The following is a 19,602-nucleotide window of genomic DNA, read 5'->3' on the forward strand; positions in this document are numbered from 1 at the left end:
GTTCTGGGTGCGGCTGTAGCGCACGCTGCCGCCGTGGGCCTCGACGATCTGGCAGGTCAGATACAGGTTCAGGCCGCTGCTGCCCTGATCGGTCTATTGGAAACGCATGGCCGGGCCGGAACCATTCAGGCCGCCGAGGGGTTGCCGCTGTTTGCCTGCCGCGAGGTGGTGCGTGGCGGCGCGCTGCTGGGCGAGCTGGACGTGGACGGCCTGCTGGTGCGCCGCCCGCAACTGGTGATGGTCGACGGGCTGGCGCACACCAACGCCCCCGGTGAGGCGCGCGAGAAACGCTGGCAGGACGCCGAGGTGCTGCTGGCAGCGGGCATCGACGTGATCAGCACGCTGAATGTGCAGCATCTGGAGAGCCTGCACGACACGGTGGCGCGCCTCACCGGGGTGCGGGTGCGCGAGCGGCTGCCCGACCACGTGCTGGAAGAGGCCGACGAACTCGTCCTGATCGACGTGACGCCCGACGACTTGCAGGCGCGGCTGTGGGCGGGCAAGGTCTATGCCCCCGACAAGGTCGATCAGACCATCAGCCGTTTCTTTTCGAGCGCCAACCTGGGGCCCTGCGTGAGCTGGCGCTGCGGCAGATTGCCGACGCGGTGGAAGTGGAACCGGGCGGCCTGCCGGGCGTTCACGAGCGGGTGATGGTGGCCTGCGCCCCGGAGGAGCGTGCCGCGCGGCTGATCCGGCGGGCCGGGCGGCCGGCCGAGCGCCTCAAGGCCGAACTCTACGTGGTCACGGTGTGCCCCGAGCGCCTGAGCAGCGAGCAGTCGCGCTTCATGGACCGCGCGCGCACGCTCACGCAGGTGATGGGCGGCACCTTCACGGTGCTCGAAGAACCCGGCGGTGTGGCGCAGGTGTTGGCCCGCTTTGCCCGCGAGCACCACATCACCCAGATGGTGGTGGGCGAATCGAGCCGCTCGCGCTGGCAACTGCTGCGCGGGGACATCATTGGCCACCTGATGCGCGAAACCCGCAACGTGTACGTGATCAGCCGCGACTGAGCTGGATCAGACCTGCAAATCCAGCTTCCGTAACGCCGGTGTGTCGAAGCGTTCGATCCCCAGCGGCGAGACATCGATAAACGGTTCCTCGCCCGCCGCCATCTGGGCCATGACCCGGCCAATGGCGGCGGCCTGCATCACGCCGTGGCCAGAAAAACCGCAGGCGTTGAGCCAGCCTGGCGCGCTCGGCATCCATCCCACCACCGGAAACTGGTCGGGGGTGAGTTCGTAGTAGCCCCACCAGCTCGCCTTGCGGTCGAGCGTCGCGGCCTCCAGCCAGGGCCATCTCTCCAGCGCCAGCATCAGGGTGGGGTCCAGCCAGTCCCAGTTCAGGCCCTCCCGCCAGCCGGTGTCCGAGGGGTCGGCCCGCCCGAAGATCAGCCGTTCGCCCTCCGAGCGCATATACACGCCGCTGGTGAGGTCGAAGGTCATCGGCACCGGTCTGGGCAGATTGATCGGCCCCGTCGAAAAGACCATTCGGCGGGCAGGCTGCACCGGGATGTCCAGCCCGGCCAGCCGTCCGATGTCGCCCGACCATGCCCCGGCGGCGTTGAGCAGTTGCGGGGCCTCGAAGGTGCCTGTCGCCGCCGTGACCCGCCAGAGGCCGCGCGCTTGCTCGATGCCGGTCACCGGCGTGTCGAGCAGCACCCGCGCTCCGGCCTCGCGTGCCCGCCGCACGTATTCGTGGTTCAGGCTGTGGGCGTCCACCTTGCCGTCGGTGGGACAAAAGCTGCACCCGCCCAGGCCAGCGGTGTCGAAGTCGGCATATTGCTGGGCTTCCTGCGGCGTGAGGGCCTCGGATGGAATGCCCAGGCCCTGCTGCAAGGCGACGGCTTCCTGGTGTGCCGCCCAACCTGCCTCGGGAATCAGCATCAGGTAGCCCTCGGGACGGTAGCCCGATTCGGGCATGGCAGCGTATTCGGCGATGCTCTCACGCGACAGCAGGATGTTGGTGGCGCTGTTGAACTGCGCCCGCACCCCCGCCACGCTCCGGCCCGTCGAGCCGCTGGCCGGGTGGTGTTGTTCCAGCACGATGACGTTCAGGCCAAGCTGGGCCAGCCGCCAGGCACTCGCCGCGCCGATGATCCCGGCCCCGATGACGATGATGTCGGCACTCTGGACGGCAGACGTCTGGACGCTCACGCGAGATCGGCCTCGATCACTGGAAAGCCCGACACCGGGTAGGTATCCACGTTGGCCGAGCGCTGCTGCACCAGCACGCCGCCGTCCACGCTGATGAACTGCCCGGTGATGTAGGCGGCGTCGTCCGAGGCCAGAAACAGCGCTGCCCCGGTCATGTCCTCGGCCACGCCGTAACGGCCCAGCGGCACGGTTGTTTCGCGTTCGCGCAGTTCGGCGTCGGTCAGGCCGTACGTATTGATGAAGCCCGGCACCACCCCGCACACCCGCACGCCGTAGGGTGCGAGGTCGAGCGCCATCGAGCGGGTCATGGCCTCGATACCGCCCTTGGTCGCGTCGTAGGCCACGTTGCCCCGGTGGGCGCGGGTCGCGCCGCCCGAGGAGGTGGTCAGGATGACGCCGCGCCGCCGCCGCGCCATGATGCCCGCCGCCCGGTGTGAGCAGAGAAACACGCTTTTGAGATTGACCTTCTGGATGCGGTCCCACCAGGCCTCATCGGCGTCGAGAAAGTGCCGGGTGGTGTCGATCAGGCCCGCGTTGTTGTACAGCACATCCACGTAACCGAATTCAGTTTCGACTTCGGCGAACATGGACTCCACCTGTGCGGCGTCCGAGACGTCGGCAGGTACGGCCAGCGCGGTGCCGCCCGCCGCCTTGATCTCGTCCACGACGGCCTGCACCATCTCCGGTTTGATGTCGTTGACGGCCACCTTCGCGCCCTCGGCAGCGAAGCGCAGGGCCACCGCACGCCCGATGCCGCCGCCTGCGCCGGTGATGAGAACTGTCTTGCCGTTGAAGCGCTGCTGGTTGGGTGGGGTCATAAGGGATTCTCCTGTAAATGGGCATGCAGAAACCAGGGCCGAGCCCAGTCCTGAGGCGTGCCGGAGAGGTCGGGCCTGAATGAGACGAGCTGGCCGGGCCGCAACTGTGCTGCCAGCCGCAGGTCATGCGGGTGAACGACGGCCGGCTTGTGGTAGCCGCCGATGCGTCCCCGGTCCGCGAGCAGGATGATCGGCTCTCCGGCAGGCGTGACCTGCACCGCACCCGGTGGGGTGGCCTCGCTGATGATCTGTCCGCCCGGCACCTCTGGCCCGCCCAGGCGCAGGCCCATGCGGTCCGAGCCGGTCACGCGGTAGGGGGCGCTGCCCAGGGCGGCCAGGGCCTCGCGCGTCGCTTGCGGGCCGGGCAGCAGCCGCAGAGTCACCTGTGCGGGCAGCTCCAGCGGCAGGTTGGCGAAACCGGGGAGCGCACTTTGTTGCGCCGCCACGCCCAGCACGTCGCCCGCCGCCAGGGGTCGTCCGACGCGGCCAATCAGATCGGTGCTGCAACTGCCCAGAAACGGCAGACTTTCGAAGCCGCCCGCCACCGCCAGATATGCCCGCGCACCCTGCTGGCTGGACTCGAAGCGCAGTGTTTCGCCCGCTCGCAGCCGGAAACCCTGCTGCATCGGATATCCGACCGGCCGCATGCCGAACCCGGCCACGCCCACCACCACGTCTCGCAGGGCGCTCAGCACCGGGCCTTTGAGGGTCAGTTCCAGCAACGGCGCGTCCGGCGCGTTGCCGACCAGCCCGTTGGCGAAGCGAGCTGAGCGGGCATCCAGTGGGCCGCTGCGGGCCAGGCCCACCTGCGCCTGCCCCGAGCGCCCACCGTCCATCAGCAGGTCGAGCAGGCCGGGCCGCTCCACCCTAAGGGCGGGCCAGCGGGGTTCTTCGGGCCAGAGGTCGCGCACGGCGGGCAGCGGCGGCGTCTCGCCTTCGCCCGGTACGAAACGCACCTTGTCGCCCGGCGAGATCAGAAACGGCGCGGCGCGGTTGGGGTCATACACCGTGCCGAGTGCCGTGCCGAGCAGGTTCCAGCCGCCCGGCGAGGGCAGCGGATACACGCAGCTCTGGGCGTTGGCGATGGCGACGGCATTGAACGGCACCTGCGCGCGCGGCGTCGAGCGGCGCGGCAGCCGCAGCACCTCCGGTACCTCGCCCAGAAAGGGAAAGCCCGGCGTGAAGCCCACCGCGTAGACGTGGTAATCGGGAGCCGAGTGTAGGCGAATAACCTCGGCCTGACTCAGGCCGGTGCGCTCGGCCACGTCGGGGAGATCGGGGCCGTCGTAGCGCACCGGAATCTCGATGGTCCGTCCCGCCGGGTCAGCGCTGCCGGTGGTTCGCAGATGCCGCGCCGCCCAGGCCCGCACCGCCGCGCCGTCCACGAGTGCCGCGTCGTATTCCACGAACAGATTGACGTAACTGGGACTCAGATCGGTGACGCCCGGCAGCAGATCGGCTTGCAGCGCCCGGTGAACGGCGTGCAGGCGGGCGTTCTGGCTCACGTCGAGCTGTTCGGAGAACTGGATGTAAAAGCCGCTGGGCGTGCTGGGCCGCCGCATTCAGCTCAGCCGGGGCTGAACGAAGGAACGAACCTCGACGCCCGCTGCCGCCAGGGCTTCCCGCACGGCGCGGGCGATCTGCACGGCGTTGGGGTTGTCGCCGTGAATGCACAGGCTGTCGACCTCGAACGGACTGTTCTGAGTAAAGGCAAAGTAGCCCCCGTCAATCGCCTCGATCCTCCCCTCCGTCGCCATCATCACGGCGCGGCGGGCGGCCTCGGCAGGGTCGTGAATGCTGGAACCCGGCATCGAGCGCGGTGCGAGGCGGCCATCACTCAGGTAAGCGCGTTCGGGAAAGGTCTCCAGCACCACCGGCACCCCCAGCGCGCGGGCCTGGTGCTCCAGCTCGGTGGCGGGCAGCACCAGCAGTGGCAGCGCCGGGTTGAAGTCGCGGGTGGCCTGGGCAATCGCCTGAGCGGTCGGCGCGTGTGTCCAGGCGCGTGTGGAGAGTGCGCCGTGCGCTTTGACGTGCTGCAAATCCAGCCCGGCAGCCCCCGCCATGCCCGCGAGTGCTGAAATCTGATAGAGCGTGTCGGCGTAGACCTGATCCGGCGCGGCCTCCAGAATGCGCCGCCCGAAGCCCGGCAGATCGGGATAACTGGGGTGCGCCCCGATGCCCAGGTGGTGCTGCCCGGCCAGCACGAGGGTGCGCTGCATGGTGAGGGGATCGCCCGCATGGAAGCCGCAGGCGACGTTCACGCTGCTCAGCAGGGAAAACAGGGCCGCGTCGTCGCCCATGATCCAGGCTCCGTAAGACTCGCCCGCGTCGGCGTTGAGGTCTATGCTGCGCGTCATGCGCTCAGGCTAGCCCAAAACGGCAGCCGGAACTAACGTTCGGAGATGAAGCCGTGCGTAAGCCAAGCGCTTGAGCGGAGCACGGGTGATCAGCGAAACTGAAGGGGTCATCAAGGAGTTCACCATTTCCCCCACCCTGCCCCCTTCCCTCGACCTTCAACTGCTCCGCCAGGCACTCGACGCCAGCGCGGTGGGCGTGGCGGTGACCGACGCTACCTTGCCCGACAACCCGCTGGTGTACGTCAACCCGGCCTTCGAGCGCCTCAGCGGCTACCGCTTTAGCGAGATCATCGGGCGCAACTGCCGGTTCCTGCAAGGTCAGGACCGCGATCAAGCAGCCAGATACGCTCTCAGACAGGCTGTCGAGCAGCGCCGCAGCGTGACGGTGGTGCTGCGAAACTACCGCGCGGACGGCGCGCTCTTCTACAACGAGCTGACAATCAGTCCGGTGCATGATGTCAGCGGCCAGCTCACCCACTTCGTCGGGTTCCAGAACGACGTGACGGCCCGTGAGGAGGGCGCGGCGCTGATGCGACGCTTGATGCAGCTTACGCAGGCGCTTGCCGCCGTGGGCCATCAGGCGGGCGTGTTCGAGATCATCTTGCAAGACGCCCTAGAGGCCCTCTCCGGTGTGGCCGGAGCTGTGCTGCTGGTCGAGGGCGCTCGGCTGCGCGTCGCGGCCCGGCGTGGCCCGGCGCAGGAGGCGGGGGTGTGGCAGGCCGCCGCCCTGGACGAGAGCGGTCCGGCGGCAGATGCCCTGCGCCTGGGCCAGCCGCTCTTTTTCAGGGCCAGCGGCGAACTCGTGTCGGCCTATCCGGACCTGGAAGCGCGCACAGGCGGCCTGGCTGCCGTCGCCAGCGCCGTGTTGCCGATGGTGGAGGCCGGGCGGCCCCTGGGCGTCATCGTGCTCGATTTCAGCGAACCGTACGACTTCTCGGCAAGCGAGCAGGCCTTTTTGCAGACCCTGGCGGCCCAGTGTGCCGTCACCCTGGAGCGCGCCCGGCTCTCGGATGACCTCGAGCGGCAGGTCGAGCAGCGCAGCGCCGAACTCGGCGCGTTCGTGCGCTTCAGCGAGGCGGCCAGCAGCGAGGACGACGTGCTGGTGCTGGCCCAGCGGGCGGTGGACGTGCTGGGCGTGCTGTTTACGCAGGCCACCAGCGGCTACTACGCGCTGGACGAAGGCCAGTGGAAGCTGCGCGTCTACAGCCCGGATCTGGTCGCCCAGCGCGACGTGCTGACCGGATTGCAGGCCGGGGTGCCGCTCGACATCCCAGTGTTCGAGGAGGCGCTGCGCAGTGGCCAGGCCGTCTTCGTGGACGCCTGGAACCCCATGACGGCCGGAACTTCTCAGGCGCAGGCTTACCAGTCCGTGGCCACCTACCCGCTGACGCTGGACGGCCAGCCGCTCGCCGTGTTCGGCATCGGCCTCAAAGACACCGCGCGGTGGAGCGCCCAGGGCCGGGCCACTTTTCAAGCGGTGGGGCGCAGCCTGAATCTGGCGATCGAGCGGACCGAGGCGGCCCGGCGGCTCGGCGCGCAGAACGCCGAACTCACGGCCCGCACGCGGGCGCTGGAGGGCTTCGCCGAGCTGACCCGCGACCTCAGCGCGGCGGGCGAGGCCACCACCCTGATCCAGTCGGCCCTGGCGATGGCGCTCTCGCTGCTGCCGCCAGGCTACGCCGCGTTCTGGGAGCGCCAGGGCGAACGGTGGCAGGCCAGTGTGCAGGTGGGCGACGTGGGCGACGCGGACCTGCAAGCGGTGATCAGTGCCGGACTGCCCACTGATGCGACGCCGACCCTCGACACCCCCGCCCGCACCCGGCAGCCGTATTACCAGGACGTGTACCTGCAGGGCCTCGACACCCCGGCGGAAATTGTCAGCCACGTCAACGCGGTGGCGACCCTGCCGGTGCTGGTCGGAGACGAGGTGGTGGGCCTCTTCAACGTGCCGCTGTTTGATACCCGCTTCTGGAGCGCCGCCGACAAGGCCGTGCTCGAATCCACTGTTCGTAGCCTGGGCCTGGCCCTGGAGCGCGCCGGGCAGACCCGTCAGCTCACCGCCCAGCGCGACCTGCTCGAAACCCGCACCCAGGCGCTTCAGGCGTCCAACGAGGAGCTCGAAGCTTTCACCTATTCGGTCTCGCACGATCTGCGTACCCCCGTGCGCCACATCATCAGCTTCGGGTCGCTGCTGCGCCGGGCGCTGCCGCAGCCGCTGGACGCCAAGGCCGAGCGCTACTTCGGGGTGGTGGAGGAAGCGGCCGCCCGGCTGAGTCAGCTCATCGACGGCATGCTGGAAGTCTCGCGCACCTCCCGGCAGGTGCTGGCCACCGAGAGTGTGGACCTGAACCGCTTGTTCGAGGTGGAGCGCGCCGAGCTGGAGCGCCAGAACGGACTGATGACTGGACAGGTGGAGTGGCAGGTGGCCGAGTTGCCGCAGGTGACGGGCGATAGCGGCCTGCTGCGCCGGGTCGTCCGGGCCTTCCTCGACAACGCCCTCAAGTTCAGCCGCGCGCGCGTTCCGGCACGCATCGAGGTGTGGGCCGAGGACCGGGGAGCGACCTGGGCGGTGTTCGTGCGCGACAACGGGGTGGGCTTCGATCCACGCTACCGCCACAAACTGTTTTCGATGTTTCAGCGGCTGCACCACCAGGACGAGTTCGGCGGTGTCGGCGTGAGCCTCGCCAACGCCCGGCGCGTCATCACCCGGCACGGCGGCGCGGTCCTGGCCGAGGGTCAGCCTGATGGGGGCGCGACCTTCGGGTTCGTGCTGCCTAAAAGTAAAGTCTCCGCGAATTAGCGCATTGGTCGAAGCTGCCCTGACTTGTGGGGAAACGGCTTCACGCAGGTCTGTCCAGCCCTCTGTTCTCCAACATCGGGAGAGGATGACATAGGGGCGTTGGACCGCGTCAACGGGTGTCATTATTCGCCGTTCATCTGCAATTTGGTTCTCAGTGGCCTGACAAACCGCAGAGGCTGGAGCCGCCCGCACTGGCCGCTTGAGCGCTCTCCTGCGGCCGCCCCGCTGTTGGGGCTTTCCCAGTCATACACCGCGATTGGCCTTAAACGCTTGTCTTAAATTTTATTAGATGAAAATTAATCTCATCTGTTGACATCGCCTGAATCGGCCTTTACGATGGGTTTACATATTACATAGATGGCTAAACAATTTGAACCTGCCGGGAATCCGGTCCGTTTCTTTGAATGTGAATATTCTCACATTTATTCCAAGGAGGTCTGCATGGTTCAGTCAACCCCCGTCCGTTCCGTTCATCCGGTAGACGAAATTCTGCCGGGAGGCCGTCTGGTGGCGTTCGGCCTACAACACGTACTGAGCATGTACGCGGGCATCATCGCCGTGCCGCTGGTGCTGGCCAGTGCGCTCGGCCTCCCCGCCGACCAGGTCATCCGCATCGTGAACGCCAGCTTCTTCATGTGCGGCGTCGCCACCCTGATCCAGACCCTCGGCTTCGCAGGCTTCGGCGCGCGGCTGCCACTGGTGCAGGGCACCACCTTCGCATCGGTGGCCACCATGATCCTGATCGGCAAGGAGAGCGGCCTGCCCGGCATCTACGGGGCCGTGATCGTCGCGGGCCTGTTCACGGTGCTGGCCGCTCCATACTTCTCGCGGCTACTCAAATTCTTTCCGCCGGTCGTCACTGGCACGGTCATCACCATCATCGGCATTTCACTGATGCCGGTGGCGATCAAATGGGCGGGTGGCGGCGTGCCCGGCACGCCCACCTTCGGCGATCCGGCCAGCCTGGGCCTGGCGATGTTCACCTTGCTGTTCGTGCTGCTGGTCACCCGCTTTGGCCGGGGTATCTGGAGCCGCACGGCCATCTTGCTGGGTCTGGTGTTCGGCACGGTGGTCGCCACCCTGATCGGCAAGGCGAGTTTTGCCACCGTGGGCAGCGCCGCCGTTTTCGGCTTCACGCCGCCGCTATTTTTCGGCACGCCGATTTTCGCGCTGGTGCCGATTCTGTCGATGGTGCTGGTAATGCTGGTCGTGATGGTCGAGACCACCGCCGATCTGCTGGCCATCGGGGAAATCGTCGAGAAGCCGGTGGACTCGGCGGTGGTGGCGCGCGGCCTCAGGGCCGACGGCCTCTCGACGGCGCTGGGCGGGTTGTTCAACGTCTTTCCCTTCACCGCGTTCGCCCAGAACGTCGGGCTGGTGCGCTTCACCGGCATCAAGAGCCGCTTCGTGGTGGCGGTGGCGGGCGTCATCCTGATGCTGATGGGCTTTTTTCCCAAGCTGGGCGCGCTGGTCGCCTCGATTCCGCTGCCGGTGCTGGGCGGCGCGGGCCTGGTGCTGTTCGGCTCGGTGGCCGCGTCCGGCATCCAGACCCTGACCCGCGTCAACCTGGCTGACAACCGCAACCTCACCATCGTGGCCGTCAGCATCGGCCTGGGCGTCATTCCGTCCACCGTGCCGACCCTTTACGAAAAGCTGCCGAGCTGGGCCGGACTGTTTCTGGAAAGTGGCATCACCGCTGCTGCCATCAGCGCCATCCTGCTCAATGTGCTGTTCAATCTGATCGGCACGGGCCGCGAGCGCCGCTCACCCACCGCCGATGTGGCCAGCCACATGCCGGAAGCGGGCGACCTGCACTGAGGCAAGTCAGCGGCTGACCTGATTACCTGCGCCGCGCCTGGACCGTTGACTTCCAAAAAGGGGAGAGAACGGTCCAGGCGCAGTTTTTATTCAGGAGTGCGTTTCCTCAGCCGCCGGGAGGTTCGTTGAAGGCGGCTCCGGTGGTGGCCCGTACCCCTTCGAGCGTCGCGCCGGGCATCAGGCCCGTCAAGGTCAGTCTGCCCTGCGGAAACTCGAACACCGCCTTGTCGGTGATGATCATGTCCACCGCGCCGCGCGCTGTCAGCGGCAGGGTGCAGGCTTCCACGATTTTCGGAGTGCCGTCGGGGTCGGTGTGGGTCATGGTCACGATCAGTCGCTTCGCGCCGCTGGCCAGGTCCATCGCGCCGCCCACCCCCAGCAGCGGTTTGCCCGGCACCGCCCAGTTGGCCAGGTTGCCCTGCCCATCGACCTGGAGGCCGCCCATCACCGCCACGTCCACGTGCCCGCCCCGGATCATGCCGAAACTCTCGGCACTGTCGAAATAACTCGCGCCCGGCAACGCGGTGACCGGAATCTTGCCCGCATTGACCGGATACTCCATCGCGCCGCCACCTTCGGGGGCCGGGCCGACGCCCAGCATGCCATTCTCGCTGTGCAGGTTGATGTTCATCTCCGGTGTGATCAGGTCGGCCACCAGCGTCGGAATGCCGATGCCCAGGTTCACCACGTCGCCGCTGTGGAGTTCTTGCAAAGCGCGGCGGGCCATGTTCATCCTGGCTTCGTCCACCTTCCTGGCGCCGCCCTTCACGTCGGCGCTGCTGCCGAGGTGCTCGAGGGTCAGGGTGGCCTGCACCAGATAATCCACGTACAGGCCCGGCGTGTGCACGTATTCCGGTGCGATCGCGCCCACCTCGACGATCTCCTCGACCTCAGCGATCACCAGCTTGGCCGCTGTGGCGATGGCCTTGTTGAAATTCTGCTCGGTCAGGCGGTACTGCAAGTTCCCGGCGGTGTCGGCCCGCCAGGCACGCACGAAGGCCACGTCGCCGTGAATGGCCGGCACGAACACCATCTCCTGACCATTCAGGGTGCGGGTCTCGGCGTCCCCGGCAATCAATGTTCCGGCGGCGGTGGGCGTGTAGAAGCCGCCCAGTCCGGCTCCCCCGGCGCGGATAGCCTCGGCCAGGGTGCCCTGCGGCAGCAAGGTCGCGTTGAGCCAGCCTTCCTGGTGGGCCTGCACCACTTCGCGGTTGCTGGTGAAGTAGCTGCCGACAGCACGGCTGATCTGACGGTTGCGCAGCATGCGGCCCCCACTCAGGCCCGGCTCGGAGACGTTGTTGGCGACGTAGGTGATGTTGTTGGTGGGCAACTCGGCCAGGGCGTGGACCAGCGTGACCGGGTTACCGGTCATGCCGAAGCCGCCGACCAGCAAGGTGTCGCCGGAATTGACGAAAGCGGCAGCTTCGCTCGCGGAGATGACCGGGACTGTCTTCACGCCTCCACCCGCTCGATGATCGCCGCCTCGCCCTGCCCGACGCCCACGCACAGGGCTGCCAGGCCGTAGCGTCCTCCCGTGCGCGCCAACTCGTGCGTGAGGGCCACGATCAACCGCGCCCCACTCATGCCCAGCGGGTGGCCCAGCGCAATCGCGCCGCCGTTGACGTTGGTCTTTTCCGGGTCCAGACCCAATTCGCGGATGCAGGCGATAGCCTGGGCTGCGAACGCCTCGTTCAGCTCGACCAGATCAAGGTCGGCGGTGTTCAGTCCTGTGCGCTCCAGCACCTTGCGCGTCGCCGGAACCGGTCCCAGTCCCATCACCCGGGCCTCCACGCCAGCCGCCGCGCCGCCCAGCCAGCGGGCCAGCGGTCGGATGCCCAGTTCGCGCGCCTTGCCGGCACTCATCAGCACCAACGCCGCCGCGCCGTCGTTCAGGCCGCTCGCGTTGCCTGCTGTCACTGTCCCGCCCTTGCGAAAGGCGGGGTTGAGACTGCCCATGGTCGCCTCGTCCGTGGCCAGAACGTAGTGGTTACCGGATTTCGTCATGCGCGGATGTTCGTCGGTGTCAAACAGGGTCACGCCCTTTCTCCCCTTGACCGCCACTGGCACGATCTGGCGCTCGAAGCGCCCGGCATTGATGGCGGTCACCGCCCGCCGCTGCGACTCCAGCGCGAAGGTGTCCTGAGCCTCGCGTGTGATCTCGCCACCCGCGTAGACTCCCTCGCGGCTGCGTTCCACGATATTCTCGGCGGTTTCGCCCATCGCTTCCAGTGGAAAGAGTTCCTGCATGGCCGGGTTGGGGTAGCGCCAGCCGAGCGTGGTGTCGTAGGCCGTGACGTTGCCGTTGCCGAACGCCTGCGGAGACTTGGGCAGGCTCAGCGGCGCGCGGGTCATACTCTCGACGCCGCCGACCACGTACACGTCACCGTCACCGTTGCGGATGGCACGGGCCGCTGTGTTCACCGCCGCCAGGCCCGACGCACACAAGCGGTTGACGGTCAGACCCGCCACCGTGTCGGGCAGTCCGGCCAGCAGGGCGGCCATGCGGGCCACGTTACGGTTGTCCTCGCCGGCCTGGTTGGCGCAGCCGAGAATCACTTCCTCGATTTCGGCGGCGGGCACACCGCTGCGCGACACGGCCTCACGGATGACGAGGGCGGCCAGGTCGTCGGGCCGTACAGAGGAGAGCGCACCCCGGATCGCTCCGATGGGCGTGCGGACGGCGGCGACGATCACCACGTCGCGGGCTGACAGATCGGTTGCTGAGGCCATGAAGTCTCCTGAAGGTGCAAGGGTGCGGTCGGGGGCCGAACCGGTCGCCCCGAAGGTGCAGGTGGTCGAGCGCCTGCCCAAGTACGTCGCTGGTCATGCCGAGTGTACGAGATTCGGTCCCATCGGCCCAGCTTGGTGGGTCGCCGTTCGGGCCGGGTCTGGATGTGCCGCAGGGGTCAGCGGCCCGGCGTGCTCAGGAATGCGCCCAGTTCTGGAAGGGGAGAGAAAGGCGGGCAGGTCCCATCCACCCTCAGGGCTGTTGCTCGGGCACTTCGGTGGGCAGCTGGCGGCTCCGGCCCAGGTCCAGCAACTTGTCGGCCAGGCCGCCCCGGTAAGGCCAGTTCCGATCCGGCTCCGCCGCTTCTCCCAGTAGGCGGGTCAGCTCCTCGCTCAGGTCCACCAGGTACGGGTGCAAATCGAACAGCAACTCGCGGTTGTGGCCGCGTTCCAGCGCGCCCAGGATGCGCCGGTAAGCGCGGCGGGCGGCCTGGAGCGCCGCGCTGGTTTCGGGCGTGGGCGCGGCAGTATGAGCCTGGGCCTCCGTCAGCAGCGCTCCGGCACGCGGTCCCAGACGGTGGGGCAGGTAGAGGGTGTCGGCCAGCAGTTGCAAATCGGCCAGTGTTACTGCATCTGGGGTCGCCTCTTGTGAAGCCACGCCGCCGAAGGTAGGGAGCCAGGCCGCGAGCGCCCGCTCCCCCGACGCCTCGGCGCTCCAGGTGCTCTGCGCCGCCGCGTAGTCGGCCAGGCTGTGCAGGCCCGGAAAGTTCGGCTCGAAGGGGGTGTTGGGGTTCGACAAGATGCCCGATACCTCGCCGCGCAGGGCCAGCGGTCTGCCGCCGTAGGGGCCCAGGTGCAGGCGGTGAATGGTGTAGTCGCTGACGTGCAGATTGTCCCAGATCAGCGGCTTGCGCCCGATGACTCCGGCCAGTTCGCGCACCGATTCGGCGCTGATCTGCGGCGAGACGATCAGCGGCCCGGTCCACAGAATCTCGACGCCGCTGTCCAGGCGGGCGAGTTCACGCAGGTAGGGCGAGGTTGTGACTGAGGGTGTGGCCATCTCGCCGCAGTACTCGGTGGGGCAAAACAAAAACAGCCCCTGGGTGCCCCGCGCTTTGAGCTGAGCACGCACAAAATGCGTCGTCTCCACCTGCTCGGCAGCCTGGGCGGCCCGGTCAGGCTGGTTGGGAATATCGTCGAACAGCAGGGCGAAGTCGCGCAGGCCCGCCGCCGCCAGCGAGTCGAACTTGGCGGCCAGCGCGGCCCGGTCCGCGTCGCTGGCCCAATCGAGATCGAGGCCGGGAGCCAGCGCGTACACGAAGCGCACGCCCCGCGCTGTTGCCGCCGCGTTCAATTCACTCAGCGCCGCCGCCTCGGCCGGCGGGTACGGCGCACGCCAGCGGGCACGGTGGTAGAGGTCGTCCTTGGGAGCGTAGAGATAAGTGTTCATGCTCCAGTCCTGCATCCAGCCCAGCAGCCGCTCACGCTGCGGTCCGGTCCAGGGACGGCCATAAAAGCCCTCGATGACGCCCAGTAGAAATTCGCTCATGGCCTTCAGCCTACGGGTAGAAAGTGGGCCGCCGCAAGAAGTGGTCCCGGCGAACGGGTTCGCGCCTGCGTTCACGGGCCGCCCGGTGTTCTAAACTTGAACCCAGTCAAACCAACCGGGTCAACCAGAGTTCCCGCTTTCCCCGACCTCAAGGAGCCATTCATGCTGGACTATTTTCAGGCCCGCGCCCTGCTGGGCCACGACGAACAACTGGTGATGCAGAGCGTGCGCGCTTATGTGGACGGCCAGTTGATGCCGCAGATCGCCGACTGGTGGGACGCCGAAGCCCTGCCGGTGCGCGAGGTGATGCGGGGATTCGGCGCTCAGGGCCTGCTCGGCCCGACCGTACCGGAAGAATACGGCGGCTCGGAGGCCAGCTACAGCGCTTACGGCGCGATGATGTACGAGCTGGAACGCTGCGACAGCGGCCTCAGGAGCGCGGCCAGCGTGCAGGGCAGCTTGGTGATGCACCCGATCAACGCTTACGGCTCGGAGGAGCACAAACGGCAGTACCTACCGGGCCTGGCGTCCGGCGAACTGATCGGCTGTTTCGGCCTGACCGAACCCGACGGCGGCTCCGACCCTGCTGCCATGCGCACCCGCGCCCGCAAGGACGGGGGTGACTACGTTCTCAGCGGCAACAAGATGTGGATTACCAACAGCCCCGTGGCCGATCTGGCGGTGGTATGGGCCAAGGACGACGAGGGCCTGGTGCGCGGTTTCATCGTGCCGCGCGGCACCAAAGGCTTCTCGACGCCCAAGATTCAGCGCAAGATGAGTTTGCGGGCCAGTGTCACCGGCGAGATCGTGCTGGACGACTGCCGCATTCCGGCGGAAAATATGCTGCCTGGCTCCGGCGGCCTCAAAAGCCCGCTGGGTTGCCTCACCTCGGCCCGCTTCGGCATCGCCTGGGGCGCAATGGGGGCGCTGGAAGCGGTGTACCAGACGGCACTGGACTACACCACCTCCCGCACGACCTTTGGCAAGCCGATTGCCAGCCGCCAGCTGGTGCAGGACAAGCTGGTGCGCCTCGCCACCGATCACTCGGCGGGCCTGCTGATGGCCGTGCGCCTGGGACAGCTCAAGGACGGCGGCCAGATGACTTTCGGGCAGGTGTCGGTCGCCAAGCGCAACAACGTGCGGGTCGCGCTGCAAGGTGCCCGGCTGGCCCGCGAGCTGCTGGGCGGCAACGGGATCACCACCGAGTATCCGGTGATTCGCCACATGCTCAACCTGGAAACGGTGGATACCTACGAGGGCACCCACGACATCCACACCCTGATCGTGGGCCGTGATCTGACTGGTCTCAACGCCCTGGGGTAATGCTGCCCGGCTAGGTGTTTGGCCCCACGCCCAGCCGGGCGGCCACCTGCCCGGCGGCCTGGGTGAGCCGCTCGGCCACCTGCTCGACGTGGGCCTGGTTGAAGCGCGAGGTCGGTGCAGACAGACTCAGCGAGGCGGCCACCTGCCCGCTCTGGTCGCGCACCGGCACGGCCACGCAGCGCACGCCCAGTTCGCGCTCCTCGTCGTCGAGGCTGTAGCCTGCCGCCCGCACCTTGCCCAGTTCCTGCAGGAAGGCGGGCAGGGTGGAGATTGAGTGCGGCGTATAGGCCGGATACGGTCCGCTGCCGAGCTTCTGTCGCACCTCCTCCTCGCTACGCCAGGCCAGCAAAATCTTGCCGACGCCCGAGCAGTGCAGCGGTGCGTTGTCACCGACGCGGGCGAACATCCTCACCAGCTGGCGGCCCTCCACCTGATCGATGTAGATGGCCTCGTCGCCGTACAGTACGGCCAGATTCACCGTCTCGTTGAGATCGCCCACCAGCCGCTCCATCTCCGGGTGCGCCACCCCGATCAGGTTGTTGCGCTCAGAGAAGGCCAGCCCCACCTGATAAGCCCGCAGCCCGATACTGAACAGGCCCGACTGCGATTCCCAGCTCACGAAGCCCTGCTGGCGCAAGGTTTCCAGCAAGCGGTAGGTGGTGCTGACCGACAGTCCCACCTGCTTGGCGATCTCTGTGAGCGGCGCTTTTCTGAGTTCCTTGAGTGCCAGCAAAATGAGCAGCCCGCGCTCCAGGGTACGCACACTGCTGGTCTCGCCGCTGCGGGTGCGGCCCGGTTTCTGTCTCGGCGTGGTCACGGACAGAGCCAACTGAAATGGGGCCGAGTGGAGCGGTGGGCAGTGGGCATGGGCAATCTCCTGGGTGAATGGAAGGGTGAGGTATTTTGTACGCTGAAATTCCTTTCCATTCTATAGGAGAAGCCGGGCTGGCATCCGTCTGCTCCTCACTCGACCCAGATGGCCCGGAAATCGTTGAGGTTGTGGCCGCTGGGGCCGGTCACCAGGGCGTCGCCGAGCTGGGCGAAGAAGGTGCCGGAATCGTTGCGGGCCAGAAAAGCGCGGGGGTCGAGCCCGGCGGCCCACGCCCGTTGCCAGGAATCCGGCGTCAGGAACGCGCCCGCCGCGTCGCTGTGGCCGTCGATGCCGTCCGAGCCTGCCGACAGTGCCCAGACTCCGCGCTCGCCGAGGGCGGCGAGCAGCCACAGGGCGAACTCCTGGTTGCGCCCGCCGCGCCCGTCGCCGCGCACCGTCACGGTGGCCTCGCCGCCGGAGAGCAGCACGATAGGCCCGGCAAAGGGCGTGCCGTACTGCCGGATGCTCTGCACCAGCGAGGCGTGAACTCCCGCCAGGTCACGGGCCTCACCGCCAAAGGTGTCGGACAGGATGATGGCCTGCGCTCCGCGTGCGGCCAGCGCCGCCTGGGCGGCTTCCAGCAGCACCCGGTTCGAGCCGATGACGGTGTTCTCTACGTGGGGCAGCTCGCCCGGCTTGGGCGTCTCGGGGTGCTCGCCGCGTGTACCCGCCGCCAGGTGTGCCCGCGCTTCGGGGGCCGAGACGCCGTAGCGTTCCAGTACCGATAGCGCTTCCCCGAAGGTCGTGGAGTCGGGCACGCTGGGGCCGCTGGCGATCACCGAGGGGTCATCGCCGATCACGTCGGAGATGATCAGGGCGCGGACCTGGGCGCGGGTGGCTGCCGCCAGCCGCCCGCCCTTGGTGCGCGACAGGTGCTTGCGAACAGTGTTGATCTCCTCGATGGTCGCGCCCGCCCGCAGCAGCGCTCCGGTCAGCGCCTGCTTCTGATCGAGGGTGATGCCCCAGGGAGCGCTCAGCAGGGCGCTGCCGCCGCCTGAGACGAGCAGCAGCAGCCTTGATTCCGGCGGCAGGGCGCTCACGTGGGCCAGTGCCCGCTCGGCGGCCTGAACGCTGCGCCCGTCCGGCACCGGATGGGCACCCGGCAACACCTCCGCGCCGGGTGGGGCGCTCAGATCGGGGGTGCCACTCGGCGGCACGGCCAGCCCCGGCATGCCCGGATAGGCTTCCAGCGCCGCGCGCAGCATCGGCAGCGCCGCCTTGCCGAAAGCCAGCACGAAGTCGGGGCGCGGGCCCTTCAGGTACGGGGCTAGCAGTCGGGCGGGCGACACCGCCGCCAGCGCGGCGCGGTAGCTGTAGTCCAGCAGCGCCCGGCGGTCTGCACTGTGCTGCGCTGGGTCGGCGGGCATCTCAGTCCAGCCCGGCGAGTCTGGCGTAGAGTGCCGCGAGGCCCGAGTGGTCAAAGTCGCCCATGCCCTGCGCGATCATGCTGGTCATCAGCTCGGCGGCCCCGGCGGTGGCGGGCAGCGGCACGGCCTGCTCGCGGCCCGCTTCCAGCGCCAGGCGCAGGTCCTTGCGGTGCAGGTTGATGCGGAAGCCCGGCTTGAAGTTGCCGTCGAGAATGCGCTGCCCGTGCAGATCAAGGATGCGGCTCTGGGCCAGCCCGCCCAGCAGCGCCTGACGCACCTTCGCGCCGTCCACGCCACTCTTGCGGGCCAGCGTCAGCGCCTCGGCCACTGCCTGAATGCTCAGCGCCACCACGATCTGGTTGCAGATCTTGGTGACCTGCCCCGCGCCGGGACCACCGATATGCACCAATGTTTTGCCGACCGTCTCGAACACCGGACGCGCCCGCTCGAAGGCCGCCTCGTCGCCGCCCACCATGATGCTGAGCGTGGCCTGCTCCGCGCCGACCTGCCCACCCGAGACCGGGGCGTCGAGGGCAGCCACCTCTTTTTTCTCCAGCGCCTCGGCGATCTTGCGGGCGGAGGCGGGCGCGATGCTGCTCATGTCGATGTACAAACTGCCCGATCTCAGTCCCTCAATGGCGCCGTTCTCGCCCAGCACGACCTCCTCGACCTGCGGGCTGTCGGGCAGCATGGTGATGACGATGTCGCTCTGCTCGGCCACCTCGCGGGGGCTGCGGGCCACGCTGGCACCCTGAGCGGCGAGCGTCCGCTCGGGCTCGGGGCTGCGGTTGTGGACGGTCAGCGGGTATCCGGCCTTGAGCAGATGACCGGCCATCGGCAGGCCCATGATGCCCAGCCCGATAAAGCCGATGCGCGGTTTGCCGGAGGGGTTGGATGCAGAATCGGCGGTCATTTCAGAACTCCTTGGGAAGCGGACTGGCCCAGCGCCTTCATCCAGGCCAGCGACGAGACGGTGTCGCCCTGCGGGACGTATTCCAGGCCCACGTGGCCCGAATAGCCGCCCTCGTCCAGCGCCGCGAGCACCAGCGGGTAGTTGATTTCCCCGGTGCCCGGCTGGTGACGGCCCGGCACGTCGGCCAGCTGCACATGGCCGATCTGCGGCTGCAAACGCCGGAAGGTATCGAGCAGCTGACCCTCGGTGCGCTGCTGGTGGTAGAGGTCGTACTGAATTTTGATGTTCGGCTCGCCCACCTCGGCGATCAGCGCCGCCGCCTGACCAGGCGTGCGCAAAAAGAAGCCGGGAATGTCGTGCGGGTTGATCGGCTCGATCAGCAGCGTCACGCCTGCCTGTGCCAGCTGACGGGCGGCGTAGCGCAGATTCTCGACCAGCACGCGCCGCGCTTCATCGGCGTCGGCCCCGGGAGGCAGTTTGCCCACCAGACAGTTGACCAGCGGCACCGGCCCGCCGTTTCGCAGTGCCTCCACATAGACGAGGGCGCGCGCCACGCCCTCCCGGAACTCCTGCTGGCGCTCGGGCAGCACCGCGATGCCGCGCTCACCCGCGTCCCAGTCACCGGCGGGCAGGTTGAACAGCACCTGCCTGAGCCCTTGCTCGGCCAGTTGCCCGCGCAGATCCTCGGGAGCGTAAGGATAGGGAAACAGATACTCGACGGCCTCGAATCCGGCCCGGCGGGCGGCGGCGAAGCGCTCCAGAAACGGCACTTCCTGAAACAGCATGGTGAGGTTGGCGGCAAAGCGGGTCATGTGGGCCTCCAAGGATGGGGTGGGGGTGGGCATCATGGTAGCGCCCCCAATAAATCTATTTTTCTTATTTCCTAGAAAATAATTTTCTCAGAAA

General features: G+C 67.8%; 16 protein-coding genes. 5 read left to right on the forward strand and 11 right to left on the reverse strand.

All coding sequences use genetic code 11. The features are described 5' to 3' along the window. Window positions 1–33: 33 nt before the first annotated feature. Window positions 34–651, forward strand: a complete 618-nt coding sequence (locus GUI70_RS24220) for a histidine kinase (RefSeq protein WP_237724680.1) — start codon at window positions 34–36, stop codon at window positions 649–651. Next, complete coding sequence (locus tag GUI70_RS24225; protein WP_237724681.1) at window positions 606–1,010, forward strand: universal stress protein; 405 nt, start codon at window positions 606–608, stop codon at window positions 1,008–1,010. Before GUI70_RS24220 ends, GUI70_RS24225 begins: the two co-directional genes overlap by 46 nt. Before the next feature lie 6 nt (window positions 1,011–1,016). Here the strand turns inward: GUI70_RS24225 and GUI70_RS03830 are convergent, their stop codons facing one another. Genes GUI70_RS03830 through GUI70_RS03845 form a run of 4 tightly spaced genes read right to left on the reverse strand, consistent with a single transcriptional unit; the run spans window position 1,017 to window position 5,328 of the window. Continuing rightward, complete coding sequence (locus GUI70_RS03830; RefSeq protein WP_202630389.1) at window positions 1,017–2,153, reverse strand: NAD(P)/FAD-dependent oxidoreductase; 1,137 nt, start codon at window positions 2,151–2,153, stop codon at window positions 1,017–1,019. Then, window positions 2,150–2,971, reverse strand: coding sequence for an SDR family NAD(P)-dependent oxidoreductase (locus tag GUI70_RS03835; RefSeq protein WP_161880982.1), 822 nt, complete (start codon window positions 2,969–2,971; stop codon window positions 2,150–2,152). The genes GUI70_RS03830 and GUI70_RS03835 overlap by 4 nt, the downstream gene beginning before the upstream one ends. Further along, complete coding sequence (gene pxpB / locus GUI70_RS03840; protein ID WP_161880983.1) at window positions 2,968–4,533, reverse strand: 5-oxoprolinase subunit PxpB; 1,566 nt, start codon at window positions 4,531–4,533, stop codon at window positions 2,968–2,970. Before pxpB ends, GUI70_RS03835 begins: the two co-directional genes overlap by 4 nt. Beyond that, entirely contained in the window at window positions 4,534–5,328 is a 795-nt protein-coding gene (locus GUI70_RS03845; RefSeq protein ID WP_161880984.1) for a LamB/YcsF family protein, read from the reverse strand. A gap of 85 nt (window positions 5,329–5,413) precedes the next feature. Between GUI70_RS03845 and GUI70_RS03850 the strand changes: the two genes are divergently transcribed. Both GUI70_RS03850 and GUI70_RS03855 read left to right on the forward strand, forming a co-directional pair. Beyond that, a complete protein-coding gene (locus GUI70_RS03850) occupies window positions 5,414–8,128 on the forward strand; it encodes a GAF domain-containing protein (protein ID WP_161880985.1) in 2,715 nt (904 codons plus the stop codon). A gap of 441 nt (window positions 8,129–8,569) precedes the next feature. Next, complete coding sequence (locus tag GUI70_RS03855) at window positions 8,570–9,946, forward strand: nucleobase:cation symporter-2 family protein (RefSeq protein WP_161880986.1); 1,377 nt, start codon at window positions 8,570–8,572, stop codon at window positions 9,944–9,946. 106 nt (window positions 9,947–10,052) lie between these two features. Here GUI70_RS03855 and GUI70_RS03860 read toward each other — a convergent pair whose 3' ends face one another. From GUI70_RS03860 to GUI70_RS03870, 3 genes are all read right to left on the reverse strand, one after another. Then, entirely contained in the window at window positions 10,053–11,402 is a 1,350-nt protein-coding gene (locus tag GUI70_RS03860) for a 3-oxoacid CoA-transferase (protein WP_161880987.1), read from the reverse strand. Next, window positions 11,399–12,676, reverse strand: coding sequence for a thiolase family protein (locus tag GUI70_RS03865; RefSeq protein WP_161880988.1), 1,278 nt, complete (start codon window positions 12,674–12,676; stop codon window positions 11,399–11,401). The genes GUI70_RS03860 and GUI70_RS03865 overlap by 4 nt, the downstream gene beginning before the upstream one ends. A gap of 250 nt (window positions 12,677–12,926) precedes the next feature. Next, complete coding sequence (locus GUI70_RS03870) at window positions 12,927–14,222, reverse strand: beta-N-acetylglucosaminidase domain-containing protein (RefSeq protein WP_161880989.1); 1,296 nt, start codon at window positions 14,220–14,222, stop codon at window positions 12,927–12,929. A 162-nt stretch (window positions 14,223–14,384) separates the two neighbouring features. Between GUI70_RS03870 and GUI70_RS03875 the strand changes: the two genes are divergently transcribed. Next, entirely contained in the window at window positions 14,385–15,545 is a 1,161-nt protein-coding gene (locus GUI70_RS03875) for an acyl-CoA dehydrogenase family protein (RefSeq protein ID WP_161880990.1), read from the forward strand. A 10-nt stretch (window positions 15,546–15,555) separates the two neighbouring features. On the opposite strand, the gene GUI70_RS03880 is transcribed toward GUI70_RS03875, so the two are convergent. From GUI70_RS03880 to hyi, 4 genes are all read right to left on the reverse strand, one after another. Continuing rightward, window positions 15,556–16,362 (reverse strand): IclR family transcriptional regulator, encoded by an 807-nt coding sequence (locus GUI70_RS03880; protein ID WP_237724682.1) that lies wholly within the window; start codon window positions 16,360–16,362, stop codon window positions 15,556–15,558. Between the two features lie 146 nt (window positions 16,363–16,508). After that, window positions 16,509–17,783, reverse strand: coding sequence for a glycerate kinase type-2 family protein (locus GUI70_RS03885; RefSeq protein ID WP_161880991.1), 1,275 nt, complete (start codon window positions 17,781–17,783; stop codon window positions 16,509–16,511). 1 nt (window position 17,784) lies between these two features. Continuing rightward, window positions 17,785–18,696, reverse strand: a complete 912-nt coding sequence (locus tag GUI70_RS03890) for a 2-hydroxy-3-oxopropionate reductase (protein WP_161880992.1) — start codon at window positions 18,694–18,696, stop codon at window positions 17,785–17,787. Continuing rightward, window positions 18,693–19,508 carry a hydroxypyruvate isomerase gene (gene hyi, locus GUI70_RS03895; RefSeq protein WP_161880993.1) on the reverse strand — a complete coding sequence of 272 codons (816 nt, stop codon included), beginning with the start codon at window positions 19,506–19,508 and terminating at the stop codon, window positions 18,693–18,695. The genes GUI70_RS03890 and hyi overlap by 4 nt, the downstream gene beginning before the upstream one ends. Window positions 19,509–19,602 lie beyond the last annotated feature (94 nt).

This window comes from Deinococcus alpinitundrae (assembly GCF_009982895.1).
GTDB classification, from domain to species: domain Bacteria; phylum Deinococcota; class Deinococci; order Deinococcales; family Deinococcaceae; genus Deinococcus; species Deinococcus alpinitundrae.

Bases quoted from the DNA above. Each gene is read 5' to 3' on its own strand.
- GUI70_RS03835 (WP_161880982.1), bottom strand. From the start codon at position 2,971: ATGACCCCACCCAACCAGCAGCGCTTCAACGGCAAGACAGTTCTCATC.
- pxpB (WP_161880983.1), bottom strand. From the start codon at position 4,533: ATGCGGCGGCCCAGCACGCCCAGCGGCTTTTACATCCAGTTCTCCGAA.
- GUI70_RS03845 (WP_161880984.1), bottom strand. From the start codon at position 5,328: ATGACGCGCAGCATAGACCTCAACGCCGACGCGGGCGAGTCTTACGGA.
- GUI70_RS03855 (WP_161880986.1), top strand. From the start codon at position 8,570: ATGGTTCAGTCAACCCCCGTCCGTTCCGTTCATCCGGTAGACGAAATT.
- GUI70_RS03865 (WP_161880988.1), bottom strand. From the start codon at position 12,676: ATGGCCTCAGCAACCGATCTGTCAGCCCGCGACGTGGTGATCGTCGCC.
- GUI70_RS03870 (WP_161880989.1), bottom strand. From the start codon at position 14,222: ATGAGCGAATTTCTACTGGGCGTCATCGAGGGCTTTTATGGCCGTCCC.
- GUI70_RS03875 (WP_161880990.1), top strand. From the start codon at position 14,385: ATGCTGGACTATTTTCAGGCCCGCGCCCTGCTGGGCCACGACGAACAA.
- GUI70_RS03885 (WP_161880991.1), bottom strand. From the start codon at position 17,783: ATGCCCGCCGACCCAGCGCAGCACAGTGCAGACCGCCGGGCGCTGCTG.
- GUI70_RS03890 (WP_161880992.1), bottom strand. From the start codon at position 18,696: ATGACCGCCGATTCTGCATCCAACCCCTCCGGCAAACCGCGCATCGGC.
- hyi (WP_161880993.1), bottom strand. From the start codon at position 19,508: ATGACCCGCTTTGCCGCCAACCTCACCATGCTGTTTCAGGAAGTGCCG.